This window comes from Atopomonas sediminilitoris (assembly GCF_022601735.1).
In the GTDB taxonomy this organism is placed as follows: domain Bacteria; phylum Pseudomonadota; class Gammaproteobacteria; order Pseudomonadales; family Pseudomonadaceae; genus Atopomonas; species Atopomonas sediminilitoris.
Map to the genome: position 1 here is coordinate 298,533 of NZ_JAKUMM010000006.1, position 16,950 is coordinate 315,482.

Annotated in this window: 32 protein-coding genes; all 32 read right to left on the reverse strand. The window is 53.9% G+C overall.

Annotation, left to right across the window (positions count from 1 at the left end):
• Positions 1–93: 93 nt before the first annotated feature.
• Positions 94–999: an SDR family oxidoreductase gene (locus tag MKI83_RS11470; RefSeq protein WP_241586149.1), complete on the reverse strand. Its 906-nt coding sequence runs from the start codon at positions 997–999 to the stop codon at positions 94–96.
• Between the two features lie 187 nt (positions 1,000–1,186).
• Positions 1,187–1,855, reverse strand: a complete 669-nt coding sequence (locus MKI83_RS11475; protein WP_241586151.1) for a YiaD family glycine zipper/OmpA-like lipoprotein — start codon at positions 1,853–1,855, stop codon at positions 1,187–1,189.
• Between the two features lie 62 nt (positions 1,856–1,917).
• Entirely contained in the window at positions 1,918–2,559 is a 642-nt protein-coding gene (locus MKI83_RS11480; RefSeq protein WP_241586161.1) for an MBL fold metallo-hydrolase, read from the reverse strand.
• A gap of 129 nt (positions 2,560–2,688) precedes the next feature.
• Complete coding sequence (gene rplQ, locus MKI83_RS11485; RefSeq protein WP_241586163.1) at positions 2,689–3,078, reverse strand: 50S ribosomal protein L17; 390 nt, start codon at positions 3,076–3,078, stop codon at positions 2,689–2,691.
• Positions 3,079–3,121: 43 nt separating this feature from the next.
• Entirely contained in the window at positions 3,122–4,123 is a 1,002-nt protein-coding gene (locus MKI83_RS11490; RefSeq protein WP_241586165.1) for a DNA-directed RNA polymerase subunit alpha, read from the reverse strand.
• 21 nt (positions 4,124–4,144) lie between these two features.
• Positions 4,145–4,765 carry a 30S ribosomal protein S4 gene (rpsD, locus tag MKI83_RS11495; RefSeq protein WP_241586175.1) on the reverse strand — a complete coding sequence of 207 codons (621 nt, stop codon included), beginning with the start codon at positions 4,763–4,765 and terminating at the stop codon, positions 4,145–4,147.
• 15 nt (positions 4,766–4,780) lie between these two features.
• Entirely contained in the window at positions 4,781–5,170 is a 390-nt protein-coding gene (rpsK, locus tag MKI83_RS11500; protein WP_241586178.1) for a 30S ribosomal protein S11, read from the reverse strand.
• 28 nt (positions 5,171–5,198) lie between these two features.
• Positions 5,199–5,555 carry a 30S ribosomal protein S13 gene (rpsM, locus tag MKI83_RS11505; RefSeq protein ID WP_241586180.1) on the reverse strand — a complete coding sequence of 119 codons (357 nt, stop codon included), beginning with the start codon at positions 5,553–5,555 and terminating at the stop codon, positions 5,199–5,201.
• Positions 5,556–5,684: 129 nt separating this feature from the next.
• Positions 5,685–5,801, reverse strand: coding sequence for a 50S ribosomal protein L36 (gene rpmJ / locus MKI83_RS11510; RefSeq protein WP_071872892.1), 117 nt, complete (start codon positions 5,799–5,801; stop codon positions 5,685–5,687).
• Positions 5,802–5,827: 26 nt separating this feature from the next.
• Positions 5,828–7,153, reverse strand: coding sequence for a preprotein translocase subunit SecY (secY, locus tag MKI83_RS11515; protein ID WP_241586189.1), 1,326 nt, complete (start codon positions 7,151–7,153; stop codon positions 5,828–5,830).
• The gene (rplO, locus tag MKI83_RS11520) at positions 7,154–7,588 is read right to left on the reverse strand and encodes a 50S ribosomal protein L15 (RefSeq protein WP_241586199.1); all 435 of its coding nucleotides are present in this window, start codon (positions 7,586–7,588) and stop codon (positions 7,154–7,156) included.
• Between the two features lie 3 nt (positions 7,589–7,591).
• Positions 7,592–7,774, reverse strand: coding sequence for a 50S ribosomal protein L30 (rpmD, locus tag MKI83_RS11525; protein WP_241586201.1), 183 nt, complete (start codon positions 7,772–7,774; stop codon positions 7,592–7,594).
• A 2-nt stretch (positions 7,775–7,776) separates the two neighbouring features.
• Positions 7,777–8,277 (reverse strand): 30S ribosomal protein S5, encoded by a 501-nt coding sequence (gene rpsE, locus MKI83_RS11530; protein ID WP_241586211.1) that lies wholly within the window; start codon positions 8,275–8,277, stop codon positions 7,777–7,779.
• A 10-nt stretch (positions 8,278–8,287) separates the two neighbouring features.
• Positions 8,288–8,635: a 50S ribosomal protein L18 gene (gene rplR / locus MKI83_RS11535; RefSeq protein ID WP_241586213.1), complete on the reverse strand. Its 348-nt coding sequence runs from the start codon at positions 8,633–8,635 to the stop codon at positions 8,288–8,290.
• Positions 8,636–8,646: 11 nt separating this feature from the next.
• Positions 8,647–9,180, reverse strand: coding sequence for a 50S ribosomal protein L6 (gene rplF / locus MKI83_RS11540; RefSeq protein ID WP_241586215.1), 534 nt, complete (start codon positions 9,178–9,180; stop codon positions 8,647–8,649).
• A 12-nt stretch (positions 9,181–9,192) separates the two neighbouring features.
• Positions 9,193–9,585, reverse strand: coding sequence for a 30S ribosomal protein S8 (gene rpsH / locus MKI83_RS11545; RefSeq protein WP_241586217.1), 393 nt, complete (start codon positions 9,583–9,585; stop codon positions 9,193–9,195).
• Positions 9,586–9,751: 166 nt separating this feature from the next.
• Positions 9,752–10,057, reverse strand: a complete 306-nt coding sequence (gene rpsN, locus MKI83_RS11550; RefSeq protein WP_241586219.1) for a 30S ribosomal protein S14 — start codon at positions 10,055–10,057, stop codon at positions 9,752–9,754.
• 13 nt (positions 10,058–10,070) lie between these two features.
• Positions 10,071–10,607: a 50S ribosomal protein L5 gene (rplE, locus tag MKI83_RS11555; protein ID WP_241586221.1), complete on the reverse strand. Its 537-nt coding sequence runs from the start codon at positions 10,605–10,607 to the stop codon at positions 10,071–10,073.
• Between the two features lie 18 nt (positions 10,608–10,625).
• On the reverse strand, positions 10,626–10,940 hold the full coding sequence (gene rplX, locus MKI83_RS11560) for a 50S ribosomal protein L24 (protein ID WP_241586223.1): 315 nt from the start codon (positions 10,938–10,940) through the stop codon (positions 10,626–10,628).
• Positions 10,941–10,952: 12 nt separating this feature from the next.
• Positions 10,953–11,321, reverse strand: coding sequence for a 50S ribosomal protein L14 (rplN, locus tag MKI83_RS11565; RefSeq protein WP_241586225.1), 369 nt, complete (start codon positions 11,319–11,321; stop codon positions 10,953–10,955).
• Between the two features lie 48 nt (positions 11,322–11,369).
• Positions 11,370–11,636, reverse strand: coding sequence for a 30S ribosomal protein S17 (gene rpsQ / locus MKI83_RS11570; protein WP_241586235.1), 267 nt, complete (start codon positions 11,634–11,636; stop codon positions 11,370–11,372).
• 2 nt (positions 11,637–11,638) lie between these two features.
• Positions 11,639–11,830 (reverse strand): 50S ribosomal protein L29, encoded by a 192-nt coding sequence (rpmC, locus tag MKI83_RS11575; protein ID WP_241586237.1) that lies wholly within the window; start codon positions 11,828–11,830, stop codon positions 11,639–11,641.
• Complete coding sequence (gene rplP / locus MKI83_RS11580) at positions 11,830–12,243, reverse strand: 50S ribosomal protein L16 (RefSeq protein WP_241586240.1); 414 nt, start codon at positions 12,241–12,243, stop codon at positions 11,830–11,832. The genes rpmC and rplP overlap by 1 nt, the downstream gene beginning before the upstream one ends.
• Before the next feature lie 11 nt (positions 12,244–12,254).
• Positions 12,255–12,938: a 30S ribosomal protein S3 gene (gene rpsC / locus MKI83_RS11585; RefSeq protein WP_071872877.1), complete on the reverse strand. Its 684-nt coding sequence runs from the start codon at positions 12,936–12,938 to the stop codon at positions 12,255–12,257.
• Between the two features lie 14 nt (positions 12,939–12,952).
• On the reverse strand, positions 12,953–13,285 hold the full coding sequence (gene rplV / locus MKI83_RS11590) for a 50S ribosomal protein L22 (protein ID WP_071873001.1): 333 nt from the start codon (positions 13,283–13,285) through the stop codon (positions 12,953–12,955).
• Between the two features lie 12 nt (positions 13,286–13,297).
• A complete protein-coding gene (rpsS, locus tag MKI83_RS11595; protein ID WP_241586241.1) occupies positions 13,298–13,573 on the reverse strand; it encodes a 30S ribosomal protein S19 in 276 nt (91 codons plus the stop codon).
• An 18-nt stretch (positions 13,574–13,591) separates the two neighbouring features.
• The gene (gene rplB / locus MKI83_RS11600; RefSeq protein WP_241586244.1) at positions 13,592–14,413 is read right to left on the reverse strand and encodes a 50S ribosomal protein L2; all 822 of its coding nucleotides are present in this window, start codon (positions 14,411–14,413) and stop codon (positions 13,592–13,594) included.
• A gap of 14 nt (positions 14,414–14,427) precedes the next feature.
• Positions 14,428–14,724 (reverse strand): 50S ribosomal protein L23, encoded by a 297-nt coding sequence (rplW, locus tag MKI83_RS11605; RefSeq protein WP_241586245.1) that lies wholly within the window; start codon positions 14,722–14,724, stop codon positions 14,428–14,430.
• Positions 14,721–15,323, reverse strand: coding sequence for a 50S ribosomal protein L4 (gene rplD / locus MKI83_RS11610; RefSeq protein WP_241586247.1), 603 nt, complete (start codon positions 15,321–15,323; stop codon positions 14,721–14,723). The genes rplW and rplD overlap by 4 nt, the downstream gene beginning before the upstream one ends.
• 15 nt (positions 15,324–15,338) lie before the next feature.
• On the reverse strand, positions 15,339–15,974 hold the full coding sequence (gene rplC, locus MKI83_RS11615; RefSeq protein WP_241586249.1) for a 50S ribosomal protein L3: 636 nt from the start codon (positions 15,972–15,974) through the stop codon (positions 15,339–15,341).
• Between the two features lie 89 nt (positions 15,975–16,063).
• Complete coding sequence (rpsJ, locus tag MKI83_RS11620) at positions 16,064–16,375, reverse strand: 30S ribosomal protein S10 (RefSeq protein WP_071872871.1); 312 nt, start codon at positions 16,373–16,375, stop codon at positions 16,064–16,066.
• Between the two features lie 140 nt (positions 16,376–16,515).
• Positions 16,516–16,950: EF-Tu C-terminal domain-related protein (locus MKI83_RS11625; protein ID WP_241586251.1), on the reverse strand; the 435-nt coding region annotated here is incomplete at its 5' end.

Sequence of the window (16,950 nt, forward strand, 5' to 3'; positions counted from 1 at the left end):
AAAACGCCACCGGATGGCTCACGGTGGAGTGTGTTAGGCGATCAAGCAAGCGCCAGACGCATGGCTGTCTGAGACCGCCGCATGTCTGGCGACTCAGCCTTGTTTTTGCAGATGAGCAACCAACTTGCCGATAGCTTCCATATTGTCTTTAGGATGCGTGGCGCCGGTGAAGTCATTAATGGCCTGCCACTGCGCAGCCACATCATCGACATCAAAACCCGCCTGCGGGTCGAAACAAGCACCTTGGCTTTGCTCCCAGCGCGTGCGACCAATCCAGCCACCGCCGACTTCGAACAAGCCTGCACTGTCTTGGCAAGCCGGGCTACCGAGGTACACCACTAGCGGGCTAATTAACTCAGGGCGCAGCGCATCGAACAACTGCTGCGGAATCAGGCCTTCGGTCATACGCGTGCCGCCGGTGGGGGCAATAGCGTTGACCTTGATGTCATGCTTAGCCCCTTCAATCGCCAAGGTACGGGTGAGACCGTACAAACCGAGCTTGGCCATGCCGTAGTTGCTCTGACCAAAGTTGCCGTAAATACCCGACGTGGAGGCGGTGAAAATAACTCGGCCAAAGCCTTGTTCCCGCATCAAAGGCCATGCAGCGCGCGTTACCTTATAGGCACCCTCAACGTGTACCTTGTAAACCAAGTCCCAGTCCGCATCGCTCATTTTGTGGAAGGTGGTGTCACGCAAAATACCGGCGTTATTAACCACCACATCGACGCGGCCAAAAGCATCAACGGCTGTCTTAACAATCGCTTCGCCTTGGGTGACCGAATCGTGGTTAGCCACCGCAGTACCACCGAGTGCCTTGATCTCATCCACCACCTTATCCGCCGCAGAGCTATTGGCACCTTCACCTTGTGCGCTGCCACCCAAGTCATTCACCACAACACGAGCGCCGTGCTTAGCGAAGAGCAGCGCATGGGCACGCCCTAAGCCGCCACCAGCGCCGGTGACAATAACAACACGGTCTTTAAGATCAGTCTGACTCATAGCAGCCTCGGTTGATGTTGGAATGGCCCTAGTCTCGAAAGTCAGGCCGTGCAGCGCAAGCATTGCCGCGTCGCTGAATGCAGCTCGATAGATACCACCAATTCTAAAGATACATGCCGATCACCACGGGCAATTGAGCAGGCACAAAAAAGGCACCACACAGGTGCCTTAATTAACGTGCAATCAATCAGTACTGCGTATTAGGCAGCGGTGCTAACTTGATTTCAACGCGGCGGTTTTGCGCCCGCCCGGCATCGCTGGTGTTATCCGCAATCGGTTGGCTGGGGCCCATGCCGCGCGCGGTTAAACGGTTATAAGCCACACCCTGCCCGGCCAAATAATTCAGCACGCTTTGGGCGCGGCGCTGCGACAGTTGCAGGTTGTAGTCATAACTACCCACGCTATCGGTATGCCCGATCACATCAACAAGGCTCTTATCGTACTGCTGCAATGACTTAGCCACGGTATTGAGCGTGCTATAGAAGCCGCTAGTGATCTCGGATGAGTTCGTAGCAAAGGTAATGTTGCCTGGCATCACCAGGCTAAGTTGGTCGCCCTGACGCTGCACATCAACGCCGGTGCCCTGCATGGACTGACGAAGCTGCGCCTCTTGTTTATCGACGTAATAGCCATAACCCGCACCAGCAGCACCACCGACGGCCGCACCGATCAAAGCACCTTTACCGCGGTCGTCCTTGCTGGCCAACGCGCCTACTGCAGCACCGGCTAACGCACCTAAACCACCATAAGTAGCCGTTTTACCTGCTTCACGCTCGCCAGTTTGCGGGTTTGTGGCACACCCCACCGTGAAAACCGCAGTGCAAGCCAAAACAGAGATCGTACGAAGTGCAGCCATGATCATTCCTTACTAGTGAGTACAACAGTGCTACTTAGAGAATGGCGTTGAAAATAAGTTCATCACGCCTTAACGAATGGGTTTTCCCGCATTTCATCACCTAAGCGAGTATCGGGGCCGTGGCCTGTGACGACTGTGGCGTCCTCATCCAAGGTATACAAGCGCTGCTTGATGGAGCGCTCGATGGTAGGAAAATCGCCACCCCATAAATCGGTACGACCAACACTGCGACGAAACAAGGTGTCACCCGCGATTAACAACTTGGCTTCAGGAAACCAAAAACTCATCGACCCTGGGGTGTGACCGGGTGTGTGCAGCGCCACACCGCAGCCACAGTCCAGCGCTTGGTCATCGCTAAGCCACTGATCGGGCGCCGGCACCGGCGTATAAGGCACACCAAACATACTGCACTGCGTCTCCAGCGCATCCCACAAAAACTGGTCTTCTTTGTGCAAGTGCAACGTCGCACCCGTTTTTTCCTTCATCTGCCCTGAAGCCAGAAAGTGATCCAAATGGGCATGCGTGTGAATAATGCTGACGACCTTCAGACCATGCGCCTCCAGCTTGGCCATGATCAGGTCTGGATTACCACCGGGATCAACCACGATGGCTTTTTTACTGACAGGGTCGCCAATGATGGTGCAGTTGCACTGCAAAGGCCCAACGGGGAAGGTTTCGCGGATTAAGGCAGTGGTTGTTGTCATAACGTCCTCACAACTCATTCATGGCCACTAGGGTAACTAACCGCAAGAAAAAAGAAACACGAAGCCCAGAAACAACAAACCCCAGCACAAGGCTGGGGTTTGTTGTAGACGTAAGCTTACGCGTTACGCTTATTCGGCAGCAGCTTCTACCTGGCCAGAGACCGCACGGTCTACCAGCTCAACGTATGCCATCGGTGCCTTGTCGCCAGGACGGAAACCGCACTTCAGGATACGTACGTAGCCACCTGGGCGACCGGCATAACGCTTACCCAGATCGTTAAACAGCTTACCAACCGCTTCCTTAGAACGGGTACGGTCGAAAGCCAAACGACGGTTAGCTACCGAGTCAACCTTAGCCAAAGTAATCAGCGGCTCGGCAACGCGACGCAGTTCTTTAGCTTTAGGCAGGGTGGTTTTGATCAGCTCATGCTCGAACAGCGACACGGCCATGTTTTGAAACATGGCTTTGCGGTGCGCGCTGGTACGGCTCAGATGACGACCACTTTTACGATGACGCATGGTTCATTTCCTCACCAAACTCTCGTTTGGTTATAAAGGACGATCAGGCCGTAGCCTTATCGTCTTTTTTCAGACTAGACGGCGGCCAGTTGTCCAAACGCATGCCGAGTGACAGACCACGCGAGGCCAGGACATCCTTGATCTCAGTAAGAGACTTCTTGCCCAGGTTCGGAGTCTTAAGCAGCTCGACTTCAGTACGCTGAATCAGATCGCCAATGTAGTAGATGTTTTCCGCCTTCAAGCAGTTGGCCGAACGAACGGTCAGCTCTAGGTCGTCAACAGGACGCAACAGGATCGGGTCGATCTCGTCTTCGGCTTCCTCTTCTACCGGCGCAATGTCACCCTTCAGATCAACGAAGGCTGCCAGCTGCTGCTGCAGAATGGTCGCGGCGCGACGGATGGCCTCTTCTGGGTCCAGAGTACCGTTGGTCTCCAGATCCAGCACCAGTTTGTCCAGGTTGGTGCGCTGTTCAACACGGGCGCTTTCAACCACATACGCCACACGGCGGACGGGGCTGAAGGAAGCATCCAGTTGCAGGCGACCAATGCTGCGGCTTTCATCTTCGTCGCTTTGACGAGAATCAGCCGGCTCATAGCCACGGCCACGAGCAACAGTCAATTTAAGGTTCAGCGAGCCATTGGCTGCCAGATTGGCAATGACGTGATCGGGGTTAACGATCTCAACATCGTGATCCAACTGGATGTCGGCTGCGGTGACTGGGCCTGCGCCTTTTTTGGACAGACTCAAAGTCACTTCATCGCGACCATGTAGCTTAATGGCCAGACCTTTGAGGTTCAGCAGGATCTCGATGACATCCTCCTGTACACCCTCAAGGGTGCTGTACTCGTGCAGCACGCCATCGATCTCTGCTTCTACAACGGCACAGCCGGGCATAGAAGACAGAAGAATGCGGCGCAGTGCGTTACCCAGGGTGTGGCCAAAACCACGCTCGAGGGGCTCGAGGGTGATTTTAGCGCGGGTTGCACTGACCTCTTGCACGTCAATATGACGGGGGGTCAGGAACTCGTTTACCGAACTCTGCATGAAGGCACCTTTGGTTAGCTCTTACTTAGAGTAGAGCTCGACGATCAGGTTTTCGTTGATGTCAGCGGACAGGTCGCTGCGAACCGGAACACTTTTGAAAGTGCCGGACTTCTTATCAGCATCGACTTCAACCCACTCGACGCGACCACGTTGAGCACACAGCTCAAGCGCTTGCACGATGCGAAGTTGGTTCTTCGACTTTTCGCGAACAGACACAACGTCACCGGCCTTAACCTGGTACGAAGGAACGTTCACAGTCTTACCGTTAACCTGGATAGCTTTGTGCGATACCAGCTGACGTGATTCGGAGCGAGTAGCGCCGAAGCCCATGCGGTAAACCACGTTATCCAGACGGCACTCCAACAGCTGCAGCAGATTTTCGCCGGTGGCGCCTTTCTGACGAGCAGCATCTTTGTAGTAGTTAGAGAACTGACGCTCCAGCACACCGTAGATACGACGCACTTTCTGCTTTTCACGCAGCTGGGTGCCGTATTCTGACTGGCGGCCGCGACGCAGACCATGCTGGCCTGGAGCGGTTTCGATGTTGCACTTTGACTCCAGCGCGCGCGCACCACTCTTCAGAAAGAGATCGGTGCCTTCACGACGAGACAGTTTGCACTTGGGACCAATATAACGAGCCATTTAACTGTCTCCTGCTTACACGCGGCGCTTCTTCGAAGGACGGCATCCGTTATGCGGGATGGGCGTCACATCGGTGATGCTGGAAATCTTGTAACCACAAGAGTTAAGAGCACGCACAGCGGACTCACGGCCTGGACCAGGACCTTTGACGTTAACGTCAAGATTCTTCAGACCATACTCCAGAGCAGCCTGACCGGCACGCTCAGCAGCTACCTGGGCAGCAAACGGAGTACTCTTACGCGAACCGCGGAAACCTGAACCACCAGAGGTAGCCCAAGACAGGGCGTTACCCTGACGGTCGGTAATGGTTACGATAGTGTTGTTAAACGATGCGTGGATATGGGCGATGCCATCCACTACCGTCTTTTTAATTTTCTTACGAGGACGAGCTGCGGGCTTTGCCATCTCAGTATTCCTGTTTCAGCAAATGCAATTACTTGCGGATCGGCTTACGCGGGCCCTTACGGGTGCGAGCGTTGGTCTTAGTACGTTGACCACGCACCGGAAGGCCGCGACGATGACGCAGACCGCGGTAGCAGCCCAGATCCATCAGACGCTTAATGTTCATGTTGGTTTCACGACGCAGGTCACCTTCGGTAACCAGCTTTGCCACTTCACCACGCAGAATGTCAATCTGCTCTTCTGTGAGATCTTTGATCTTAGCAACCGGATCAATACCAGTTGCGGCACAGATGTTGTAGGCAGTCGGACGACCAACACCAAAGATGTAGGTCAACGAGATAACAGTATGTTTGTTATCTGGAATGTTGACGCCAGCAATACGGGCCATTCAGTTAACTCCAATTGACAGCAGTCCCAAGCCCCACGAGCCAAGGAAAAGGGCGCAGGATTTTAACGCTGTAAAAACAATAATTCAACCCGGCAGCACACTAGCTGCCGGGCTATTCAACGCGAACAATCAGCCTTGGCGCTGTTTGTGACGCGGTTCAGTGCTGCAAATAACGCGCACAGTGCCGTTACGACGGATCACTTTGCAGTTACGGCACATCTTCTTGACCGAAGCACGAACTTTCACGATCAACTCCTCAACCTGAAAAGTTATCAGCGCATGCCTGCGCCGTAACCCTTGAGGTTAGTTTTCTTTAAAATGGATTCGTACTGGTGCGAAACGAGGTGCGATTGTACTTGAGACATAAAGTCCATCACAACAACGACCACGATCAGCAATGAAGTACCACCCAGATAAAAAGGCACATTGGACGCCACCACCAAGAACTCTGGCAGCAAGCAAACGCCCGTCATATACAACGCACCCACTAAGGTCAATCGGGTCAGGACGCCATCGATGTACTTGGCAGACTGCTCACCCGGACGAATACCCGGAATGAACGCACCAGACTTCTTCAGGTTTTCAGCCACTTCCTTAGGATTGAACATCAATGCTGTATAGAAGAAGCAGAAGAAGATAATCCCTGCGCTAAACAGCAAAATATTCAATGGCTGCCCAGGCGCGATCGCCTGAGAAATATCCTGCAACCAACCCATGCCTTCTGCTTGACCGAACCACTGCCCCAGCGAAGCCGGGAACAACAGCAAGCTACTTGCGAAAATCGCTGGAATAACGCCAGCCATATTCACTTTCAACGGCAGATGACTCGTTTGCGCTGCAAACACCTTGCGACCCTGTTGGCGCTTGGCGTAATTCACTGTGATACGACGCTGACCGCGCTCGATAAACACAACGAATGCGACGATCGCAATCGCCAGCAAACCAACCAACAACAGAGCGAAGATATTGATGTCACCTTGACGCGCAGACTCAATCGACTGCCCAAGGGCAGACGGCAGACCTGCAACGATGCCGGCAAAAATCAGCATCGAAATGCCGTTGCCCACACCGCGCTCGGTGATTTGCTCGCCCAGCCACATCATAAACATTGCGCCGGTCACAAAAGTTGTGATCGCCACAAAGTAAAAGCTGAAGCCAGTAGAGAAAGCCACACCCTGACTCGCCAGACCAACGGACATACCGAAAGCCTGAACCAAAGCCAAAGCCAAAGTGCCATAACGGGTGTACTGGCTTATCTTGCGACGACCAGACTCACCTTCTTTCTTCAACGCCTCCAGCTGCGGGCTAACCGCGGTAAGCAACTGCATGATGATCGATGCCGAAATGTACGGCATGATCCCCAATGCAAAGATACTCATCCGCTCTAGCGCGCCGCCAGAGAACATGTTGAACAGACTAAGGATGGTACCCTCGTTCTGACGAAATAAAGCAGCCAACTGATCTGGATTGATGCCCGGCACCGGGATATGAGCCCCGACACGGTAGACAACAATTGCCAGAAGCAGGAAGCGCAGACGAGCAAACAGCTCACCCATGCCACCACCACTCATCGCCGAGAGAGCGCCTTGCTTAGCCATTTATTCCTCGATTTTTCCGCCAGCTGCTTCGATAGCCGCGCGAGCACCCTTGGTGACACGCAAGCCCTTCACAGTTACTGCCTTAGAAACATCGCCCGACAGGACGATCTTGGCGCGCTGGATCTTGTTGCCGAGGACGTTAGCCTCTTTCAACGCTTCCAGAGTCACCACATCAGCAGTCACTTTAGCCAGTTCAGAGGTACGCACTTCTGCAGTCACAAGTGCCTGCAAAGACACGAAACCAAACTTAGGCAGACGACGGTGCAACGGCTGTTGACCACCCTCGAAGCCCGGAGCAATCGTGCCACCAGAGCGTGAGGTTTGACCCTTGTGACCACGGCCACCAGTCTTACCCAAACCGCTACCGATACCACGACCTGGACGGTGCTTTTCGCGACGCGCGCCAGGAGCGGAACGTAGATCGTTCAATTTCATCGATTAACCCTCCACACGGACCATGTAGGAGACCTTATTGATCATCCCACGAGTGGCCGGAGTGTCTTCTACTTCAACGGTGTGACCGATGCGACGCAGGCCCAAACCTTTGACACAAGCTTGGTGCGACTTGATGCGGCCAATGACACTCTTGAACAGAGTGACTTGGATTTTTGCATTAGCCATGATTAGACGATCTCCTTCACGCTCTTGCCGCGCTTAGCTGCGATCGCGTCTGGCGAGCGCATGTCACGCAGACCATTAAAGGTCGCACGAACAACGTTCACCGGATTAGTCGAGCCATAGCACTTAGCCAGTACGTTATGTACGCCTGCCACTTCCAGCACAGCACGCATCGCGCCGCCAGCAATGACACCAGTACCTTCCGAAGCCGGCTGCATGTACACCTTAGAGGCGCCATGAGCAGAGCGTATGGGGTACTGCAGCGTGGTACCGTTCAGGTCAACCTGAATCATGTTGCGGCGTGCAGCTTCCATCGCTTTCTGGATAGCGGCAGGCACTTCACGCGCCTTGCCCCGACCGAAGCCGATACGACCCTTACCATCACCAACAACAGTCAGTGCTGTGAAAGCGAAGATGCGACCACCTTTAACGGTCTTAGCTACACGATTAACTTCGATCAGCTTCTCGATGTAGCCTTCGTCGCGCTTTTGTTCGTTATTAGCCATAACCTACCCCTTAGAACTCCAGGCCATTTTCACGAGCAGCGTCAGCCAAAGCCTTAACGCGACCGTGGTACTTGAAGCCCGAGCGATCGAAGGAGACGCTAGTGATGCCAGCGGCTTTAGCGCGCTCAGCGATCAGTGCACCAACCTTCTGGGCGGCTTCGATATTGCCGGTGGCACCCTGGCGCAGCTCTTTGTCGAGGGTAGAAGCGCTAGCAAGCACCTTACCGCCGTCAGCCGAGATAACCTGGGCATAGATATGTTGTGAAGAACGGTTAACGCACAGGCGCACCGCTCCAAGTTCACGCAGCTTAAGGCGAACCTTAACCGCGCGACGCAGACGGGATACTTTCTTGTCCATGTGCTTAGACCTTACTTCTTCTTAGCTTCTTTACGACGGACAACCTCATCCGAGTAACGCACGCCCTTACCCTTATAAGGCTCTGGACGACGGAAATCGCGGATTTCGGCAGCCACCTGACCCACTAGCTGCTTATCAATACCCTTGATCAGGATATCGGTTTGGCTTGGGGTTTCAGCCGTAATACCGGCTGGAAGCTGATAATCGATCGGATGGGAAAAACCCAGCGCCAGAGACAATACTTCGCCCTTAGCCTGTGCTTTATAACCAACACCCACCAGCTGCAGCTTGCGCTCAAAGCCCTGACTCACGCCAGTGACCATGTTATTGAGCAGCGCACGCGTGGTACCAGACATCGCACGGGACAGTTGGTCGCCGTTACGCGCTTTTACACGCAATTCGCCATCAGCGTGCTCGACTTCGATGGACGCATGCAGATTCAATTCTAGGGCGCCTTTCGCACCCTTCACGCTCAGTTGCTGACCAGCGAGTTTAACTTCAACGCCAGCAGGCAACTTAACGGGGTTCTTCGCTACGCGAGACATTATTCCACCCCCTTAGAACACGGTGCAAAGCACTTCACCACCGACACCGGCAGCTCGTGCGGCGCGATCAGTCATCACGCCTTTGTTGGTGGATACGATGGAAACGCCAAGACCGCCGCGAACTTTAGGCAGGGCATCAGCAGAGCGGTAGTTGCGCAGACCAGGACGGCTCACACGCTTCAGCTCTTCGATAACCGGCTGACCTTCAAAGTATTTCAACTCGACAACCAAGACAGGCTTAACATCACCTTCGACACGGAAATCGGCAACGTAGCCTTCTTCCTTCAGTACAGACGCAACCGCCACCTTTAGCTTGGAAGATGGCAAGCTTACGCTGCTCTTCTCAGCCGACTGGGCATTACGGATGCGGGTTAGCATATCTGCTAACGGGTCCTGCATACTCATAGGCTTAATGCTCCAAAAACAATTAAAAGGCCTTTCGGCCACACACTCGCCACACAGACGGATTTACCCCGCAATCGGCGAGCCGGGTATTCTAGGGATACCCTAGAAACGAATCAAGCCCCAAAAGGGGCTTGATTCAACATTTACTGCCTAAGCAGCGAATGCATTACCAGCTGGCTTTAACCAGACCCGGCACATCACCACGCATAGCCGCTTCACGCAGCATGATGCGCGACAGACCGAACTTACGGTATACACCGTGAGGACGACCGGTCAGACGGCAACGGTTACGCAGGCGCGAGGAACTCGCATCACGCGGCTGCTTCTGCAGGGCGATCTGGGCTTCCCAGCGCTCTTCAGCGGACAGCTCTTGGTTAGCAATGATCGCCTTCAGCGCAGCACGCTTAGCAGCGAACTTGGCAACCGTTAGCTGACGCTTCAGCTCGCGGTTTTTCATGCTTTTCTTAGCCATGAACCAGTCTCCCTCAGTTACGGAACGGGAAGCTGAAAGCACGCAGCAGAGCGCGGCCTTCATCATCGTTACGGGCAGTGGTGGTCAGAGTGATGTCCATACCACGCAGCGCATCGATCTTGTCGTAATCGATTTCCGGGAAGATGATCTGCTCTTTAACACCCATGCTGTAGTTGCCACGACCATCGAAGGACTTGGCATTCAGACCACGGAAGTCACGTACGCGCGGCAGCGCGATAGACAGCAGACGATCCAGGAATTCGTACATACGATCGCCACGCAGGGTCACCTTGACGCCAATTGGCCAGCCGTCACGGATCTTGAAGCCTGCAATGGATTTGCGTGCGTAAGTAACAATCGCCTTTTGACCGGCAATTTTTTCCATATCAGCGACAGCTGCTTCGATGACTTTCTTGTCACCAACAGCTTCGCCCAAACCCATGTTAAGGGTGATTTTACTAATACGCGGTACAGCCATCGCATTCAGGCCCAGCTGCTCTTGCAACTTGGGAGCGATTTCTTTCCGGTATTGAACTTTCAATCGGGCCATGATGGTTACCTAATCGTTTCAGGCGTCAACCGGCTTTTGGGTCGACTTGAATACACGGATTTTCTTGCCGTCTTCTACCTTAAAGCCAACGCGATCAGCTTTGCTGGTCTCGCCGTTGAAGATGGCAACGTTAGATACGTGCAGGGGCGCTTCCTTCTCAACGATACCGCCAGCTTGACCCAGCATAGGGTTAGCCTTGGTATGACGCTTGATCAGGTTGACACCGCCAACCACCAGACGATCATCAGCCAGCACTTTCAGGACCTTACCGCGCTTGCCCTTGTCTTTGCCGGCAATGACGATCACCTCGTCGTCACGACGAATCTTTTTCATGATCGAAACTCCTTACAGCACTTCAGGGGCAAGCGAGACGATCTTCATGAACTTCTCAGAGCGAAGTTCACGAGTCACGGGCCCAAAAATACGGGTACCGATCGGCTCGAGCTTAGTGTTCAGCAAAACAGCTGCGTTACCGTCGAAACGGATCAGCGAGCCATCCTGACGACGAACGCCATGACGGGTACGAACCACGACAGCGTTCATTACTTGGCCTTTTTTGACCTTACCGCGCGGAATTGCTTCCTTAACGGTAACTTTAATGATGTCGCCAATACCGGCGTACCGGCGGTGCGAACCACCCAGCACCTTGATACACATCACACGACGTGCACCGCTGTTGTCAGCGACATCAAGCATGGATTGAGTCTGAATCATAACTTTCTCCGACTCCCACCCTCAGAAAGGTGGGAGCTGCTGGGTTCCTTAAACGTCGGCACTACGCTCTACAACTTCAACCAATGCCCAGTTCTTAGTCTTAGCAACCGGACGCGTTTCGCGGATGGTTACCAAGTCGCCGATACGGCACTGGTTGGTTTCGTCGTGGGCGTGCAGCTTGGTGGAACGCTTCACATACTTGCCGTAGATCGGGTGCTTAACGCGACGCTCGATCAACACGGTGATGGTCTTGTCCATTTTGTCGCTGACAACTTTACCGGTCAGCGTACGGACGGTCTTCTGAGTCTCAGCCATGGTTAGTTACCTGCCTTCTGGTTGAGCACAGTTTTCACACGTGCGATATCGCGCTTCACCTGACCTAACAGGTGAGTTTGCCCCAATTGGCCAGTGGCCTTCTGCATGCGATAGTTGAACTGATCGCGCAGCAGAGTCAGCAGCTGCTCATTGAGCTGCTCAACAGATTTTTCACGCAGTTCGTTGAGATTCATCACATCACCGTCCGCTTAACAAAGGTGGTGGCGACAGGCAGCTTAGCGGCAGCCAAGGCAAATGCCTCGCGCGCCAGTTGCTCAGAAACACCTTCGATTTCGTAAAGTACTTTGCCTGGTTGAATCAGGCATACCCAGTACTCGACGTTACCCTTACCTTTACCCTGACGAACTTCCAGGGGCTTCTCGGTGATTGGCTTGTCTGGGAACACACGGATCCAGATCTTACCGCCACGCTTAACGTGACGCGTCAGAGCCCGACGAGCAGATTCGATTTGACGTGCAGTGATACGACCGCGACCGGTCGCTTTCAATGCGTATTCGCCAAAGCTCACTTTGCTCCCGCGATTTGCCAGACCGCGGTTGCGGCCTTTGTGAAGCTTGCGGAACTTCGTACGCTTAGGTTGTAACATTTGCGTACCCCTTACTTAGCAGCTTTTTTCTTGGGTGCCGGTTGTGCCTTCAGTTCTTCCTGACGGCCACCGATAACTTCACCCTTGAAGATCCAGACTTTCACACCAATCACACCGTAAGTGGTGTGAGCTTCGTAGGTGTTGTAGTCAATGTCAGCGCGCAGAGTGTGCAGCGGCACACGACCTTCGCGATACCATTCGGTACGCGCGATCTCCGCACCACCCAGACGACCACTTACCTGGATCTTGATGCCCTTGGCACCAATACGCATGGCGTTTTGTACGGCGCGCTTCATAGCGCGACGGAACATAACGCGACGCTCCAGCTGCTGAGCAACGCTTTGCGCTACTAGCATGGCATCGAGTTCCGGCTTACGGATCTCTTCGATGTTGATGTGCACAGGCACACCCATCTTATTGGTCAGGTCCTGACGCAGCTTCTCAACATCTTCACCTTTCTTGCCGATCACGATGCCGGGACGAGCGGTGTGGATGGTGATACGTGCAGTCTGAGCCGGGCGAGCGATGTCGATACGGCTTACGGACGCGCTTTTTAATTTGTCTTGTAGGTATTCACGAACCTGCAGGTCGGCCAGCAGATAATCGGCGTACTTCTTGCCTTCTGCGTACCAAACGGAGGTGTGCTCCTTGACGATTCCCAGGCGGATGCCATTGGGATGTACTTTCTGACCCATCTAAATCTGCTCCGTTACTTGTCGGCGACCTTGACCGTGATGTGGCACGAACGCTTGGTGATGCGATCGGCACGGCCTTTGGCGCGCGGCATGATGCGCTTGAGCGAACGCCCTTCGTTGACGAAAACGGTAGAGACTTTCAGGTCATCCACGTCTGCGCCTTCGTTGTGCTCGGCGTTAGCAATTGCCGACTCAAGAACTTTCTTCACAATGGCGGCAGCTTTTTTATTGCTGAACGCCAACAGGTTGAGAGCCTCGCCTACTTTCTTGCCACGAACCTGGTCAGCGACCAAGCGGGCTTTCTGAGCAGACAGACGAGCGCCCTTTAGGGTTGCAGCTACTTCCATCTTCATTACCCCTTAACGCTTGGCCTTCTTGTCTGCCACGTGACCGCGATAATTGCGGGTACCGGCAAACTCACCCAGTTTGTGGCCAACCATGTCCTCGTTAATCAGCACAGGTACGTGCTGCTTACCGTTGTGGACAGCAATGGTCAAACCAACCATCTGCGGCAGAATCATTGAACGGCGCGACCAAGTTTTGATCGGCTTACGCTCGTTCTTTTCTACTGCCACTTCGATCTTCTTCAATAGGTGAAGATCGATAAAAGGACCTTTCTTAAGAGAACGCGGCACTATCGTATCCTCACTCTATTACTTGCGACGACGGACAATCATCTTGTCAGTGCGCTTGTTGACGCGAGTCTTCGCACCCTTGGTTGGGAAGCCCCACGGAGAAACCGGGTGACGACCACCAGAAGTACGACCTTCACCACCACCGTGCGGGTGATCTACCGGGTTCATGGCAACACCACGAACGGTCGGACGAACACCACGCCAGCGCTTAGCACCAGCCTTACCCAGCGAACGCAAGCTGTGCTCGCCATTGGACACTTCGCCCAAGGTGGCGCGGCACTCAGCCAGCACTTTACGCATTTCGCCAGAGCGCAGACGCACAGTAACGTAAGCGCCTTCGCGAGCAACCAGCTGTACCGATGCACCAGCAGAACGTGCAATTTGCGCACCCTTGCCTGGCTTCAGCTCGATGCCGTGAATGGTGCTACCCACTGGAATGTTACGCAGCGGCAGAGTATTACCCACTTTGATCGGGGCTTCTTGACCAGAGATCAGTTGATCACCAGCAGAAACGCCTTTCGGGGCGATGATGTAACGACGCTCGCCGTCGGCATACTTCAACAGGGCGATATGCGCAGTACGGTTTGGGTCATATTCGATACGCTCAACAACGGCAGGAATGCCGTCCTTGTTGCGACGAAAATCGACCAAGCGGTAATGCTGCTTGTGACCACCACCCACATGACGGGTAGTGATGCGACCGTTGTTATTACGGCCGCCCGACTTGGACTGCTTCTCGACCAGCGGAGCGTAAGGAGCACCCTTGTGCAGGTCGGCATTGACGACCTTGACCACGAAACGGCGGCCAGCGGAGGTCGGTTTACACTTAACGATTGCCATAATGCACCCCTTGCTTATTCAGCGCTGGCGAAATCGATGTCCTGGCCCGGCTGCAGGGAAACGTAGGCTTTTTTCCAGTCACTACGCTTACCTAAACCGCGAGCGGTACGCTTGGTCTTGCCCTTAACATTAAGGACTGCAACTTCAGCGACCTTCACTTCGAACAATTGTTCGACGGCCTTCTTGATTTCCAGCTTGGTTGCATCAGTGGCAACCTTAAATACAAACTGCTTTTTACTGTCCGCGAGAATGCTCGCCTTCTCGGAGATATGCGGACCCAGCAGCACCTTGAATACGCGTTCCTGGTTCATGCCAGCAGCTCCTCGAACTTCTTGACAGCAGACACGGTCATTACAACCTTGTCATAAGCGATCAGACTGACCGGATCAGTAGCCTGCACATCGCGCACGTCAACGTGCGGCAGGTTACGGGCAGCCAGATACAGGTTGGTATCGATCGCTTCAGTCACGATCAACGCATCAGCCAGACCCATGTCGTTCAGCTTACCCAGCAGAACTTTGGTCTTCGGCGCGTCAACGGCAAAGCTTTCAACCACAACCAGACGATCCTGACGCACCAGCTCAGACAAGATGGAACGCACAGCAGCGCGGTACATTTTCTTGTTCAGCTTTTGCGAGTGATCCTGCGGCTTAGCAGCGAAAGTAGTACCGCCCGAGCGCCAGATGGGGCTGCGGATAGTACCGGCACGAGCACGACCTGTGCCCTTTTGACGGAATGGTTTTTTACCGCCACCAGAGACTTCAGAACGAGTCTTCTGGGCGCGAGTACCTTGGCGACCGCCAGCCATGTAGGCGACGACTGCCTGGTGAACCAGCGTCTCATTAAAATCGGCACCGAAAGTGCGATCGTTTACATCGATCGCGCTGGCACCGGCAACATTTAATTGCATCTCAGGACTCCCCTATTAACCGCGAGCCTTAACAGCCGGACGCACAACGACATCCGAACCGGTGGCCCCAGGCACTGCGCCCTTAACCAGGATCAGATTACGTTCAGCATCCACGCGAACCACTTCCAGAGACTGGACTGTTACGCGCTCAGCACCCATGTGACCGGACATTTTCTTGCCCTTGAAGACACGACCGGGGGTCTGACACTGACCGATAGAACCAGGAACACGGTGGGAAACAGAGTTACCGTGAGTGTTGTCCTGACCGCGGAAATTCCAGCGCTTGATAGTACCGGCGAAGCCCTTACCTTTGGACTGACCAGTAACATCAACCAACTGGCCAGCTTGGAAAATTTCCACAGTGACCTGTTCACCCGCCTGGTATTCACCCTCTTCCAGACGGAACTCACAGCTCTTACGACCTGCAGCCACGCTAGCTTTCGCCAAGTGACCGGCCTGAGCCTTGGATACTCGGGAAGCACGACGCTCACCGACCACCACTTGAATTGCCTTGTAACCGTCAGTTTCGGCGCTACGCACCTGACTGATACGGTTTGGCTCGACTTCGATCACGGTAACCGGGATCGATACGCCGCTTTCGGCAAAAACGCGGGTCATACCGCATTTACGTCCGATAACACCAATAGTCATCTTATAAACCTCATAAGTGTACGGGGCTTTTACCCGCTATGGCCGCCCATTCCAGAGCGTTACACGGCCACAGCCCCAAAATAAGGCTGTTAACCGAGGCTGATTTGCACTTCGACGCCTGCAGCCAAATCGAGCTTCATCAAAGCATCGACAGTCTTGTCAGTCGGCTGAACAATATCAACCACGCGCTTGTGAGTACGAATTTCGTACTGATCACGCGCATCTTTGTTCACGTGCGGAGAAATCAGCACAGTGAAACGTTCTTTGCGAGTCGGTAGTGGAATCGGACCACGCACCTGAGCACCAGTTCGCTTAGCAGTTTCTACAATTTCCTGCGTCGACTGGTCGATCAAGCGGTGATCAAACGCCTTCAACCGAATGCGTATTTGCTGGTTTTGCATTTGATCTTGAACTCCAAGCTGGTTCCTTTGGACAGACTATGCCCATGAAAAGGAGGCGCAATTCTATAGATCGAATTTTGATCTGTCAACCAAAGCAAAAGGACCCCGAAGGGCCCTTTTGCTTATAGCGGGATAATCGATTACTCGATGATCTTGGCTACAACGCCTGCACCAACGGTACGGCCACCTTCGCGAATCGCGAAACGCAGGCCTTCGTCCATGGCGATCGGCTTGATCAGGGTAACAACCATTTTCACGTTGTCGCCCGGCATAACCATCTCAACGCCTTCTGGCAGTTCACACGAACCAGTTACGTCAGTGGTACGGAAGTAGAACTGAGGACGATAGCCCTTGAAGAAAGGAGTATGACGACCACCTTCTTCTTTAGACAGAACGTACACTTCAGCTTCGAATTTGGTGTGCGGCTTGATGGTGCCCGGCTTAGCCAATACCTGACCACGCTCTACGTCGTCACGCTTGGTGCCGCGCAGCAATACACCGCAGTTCTCACCAGCACGACCTTCGTCAAGCAGCTTGCGGAACATCTCAACACCAGTACAGGTAGTCTTGGTGGT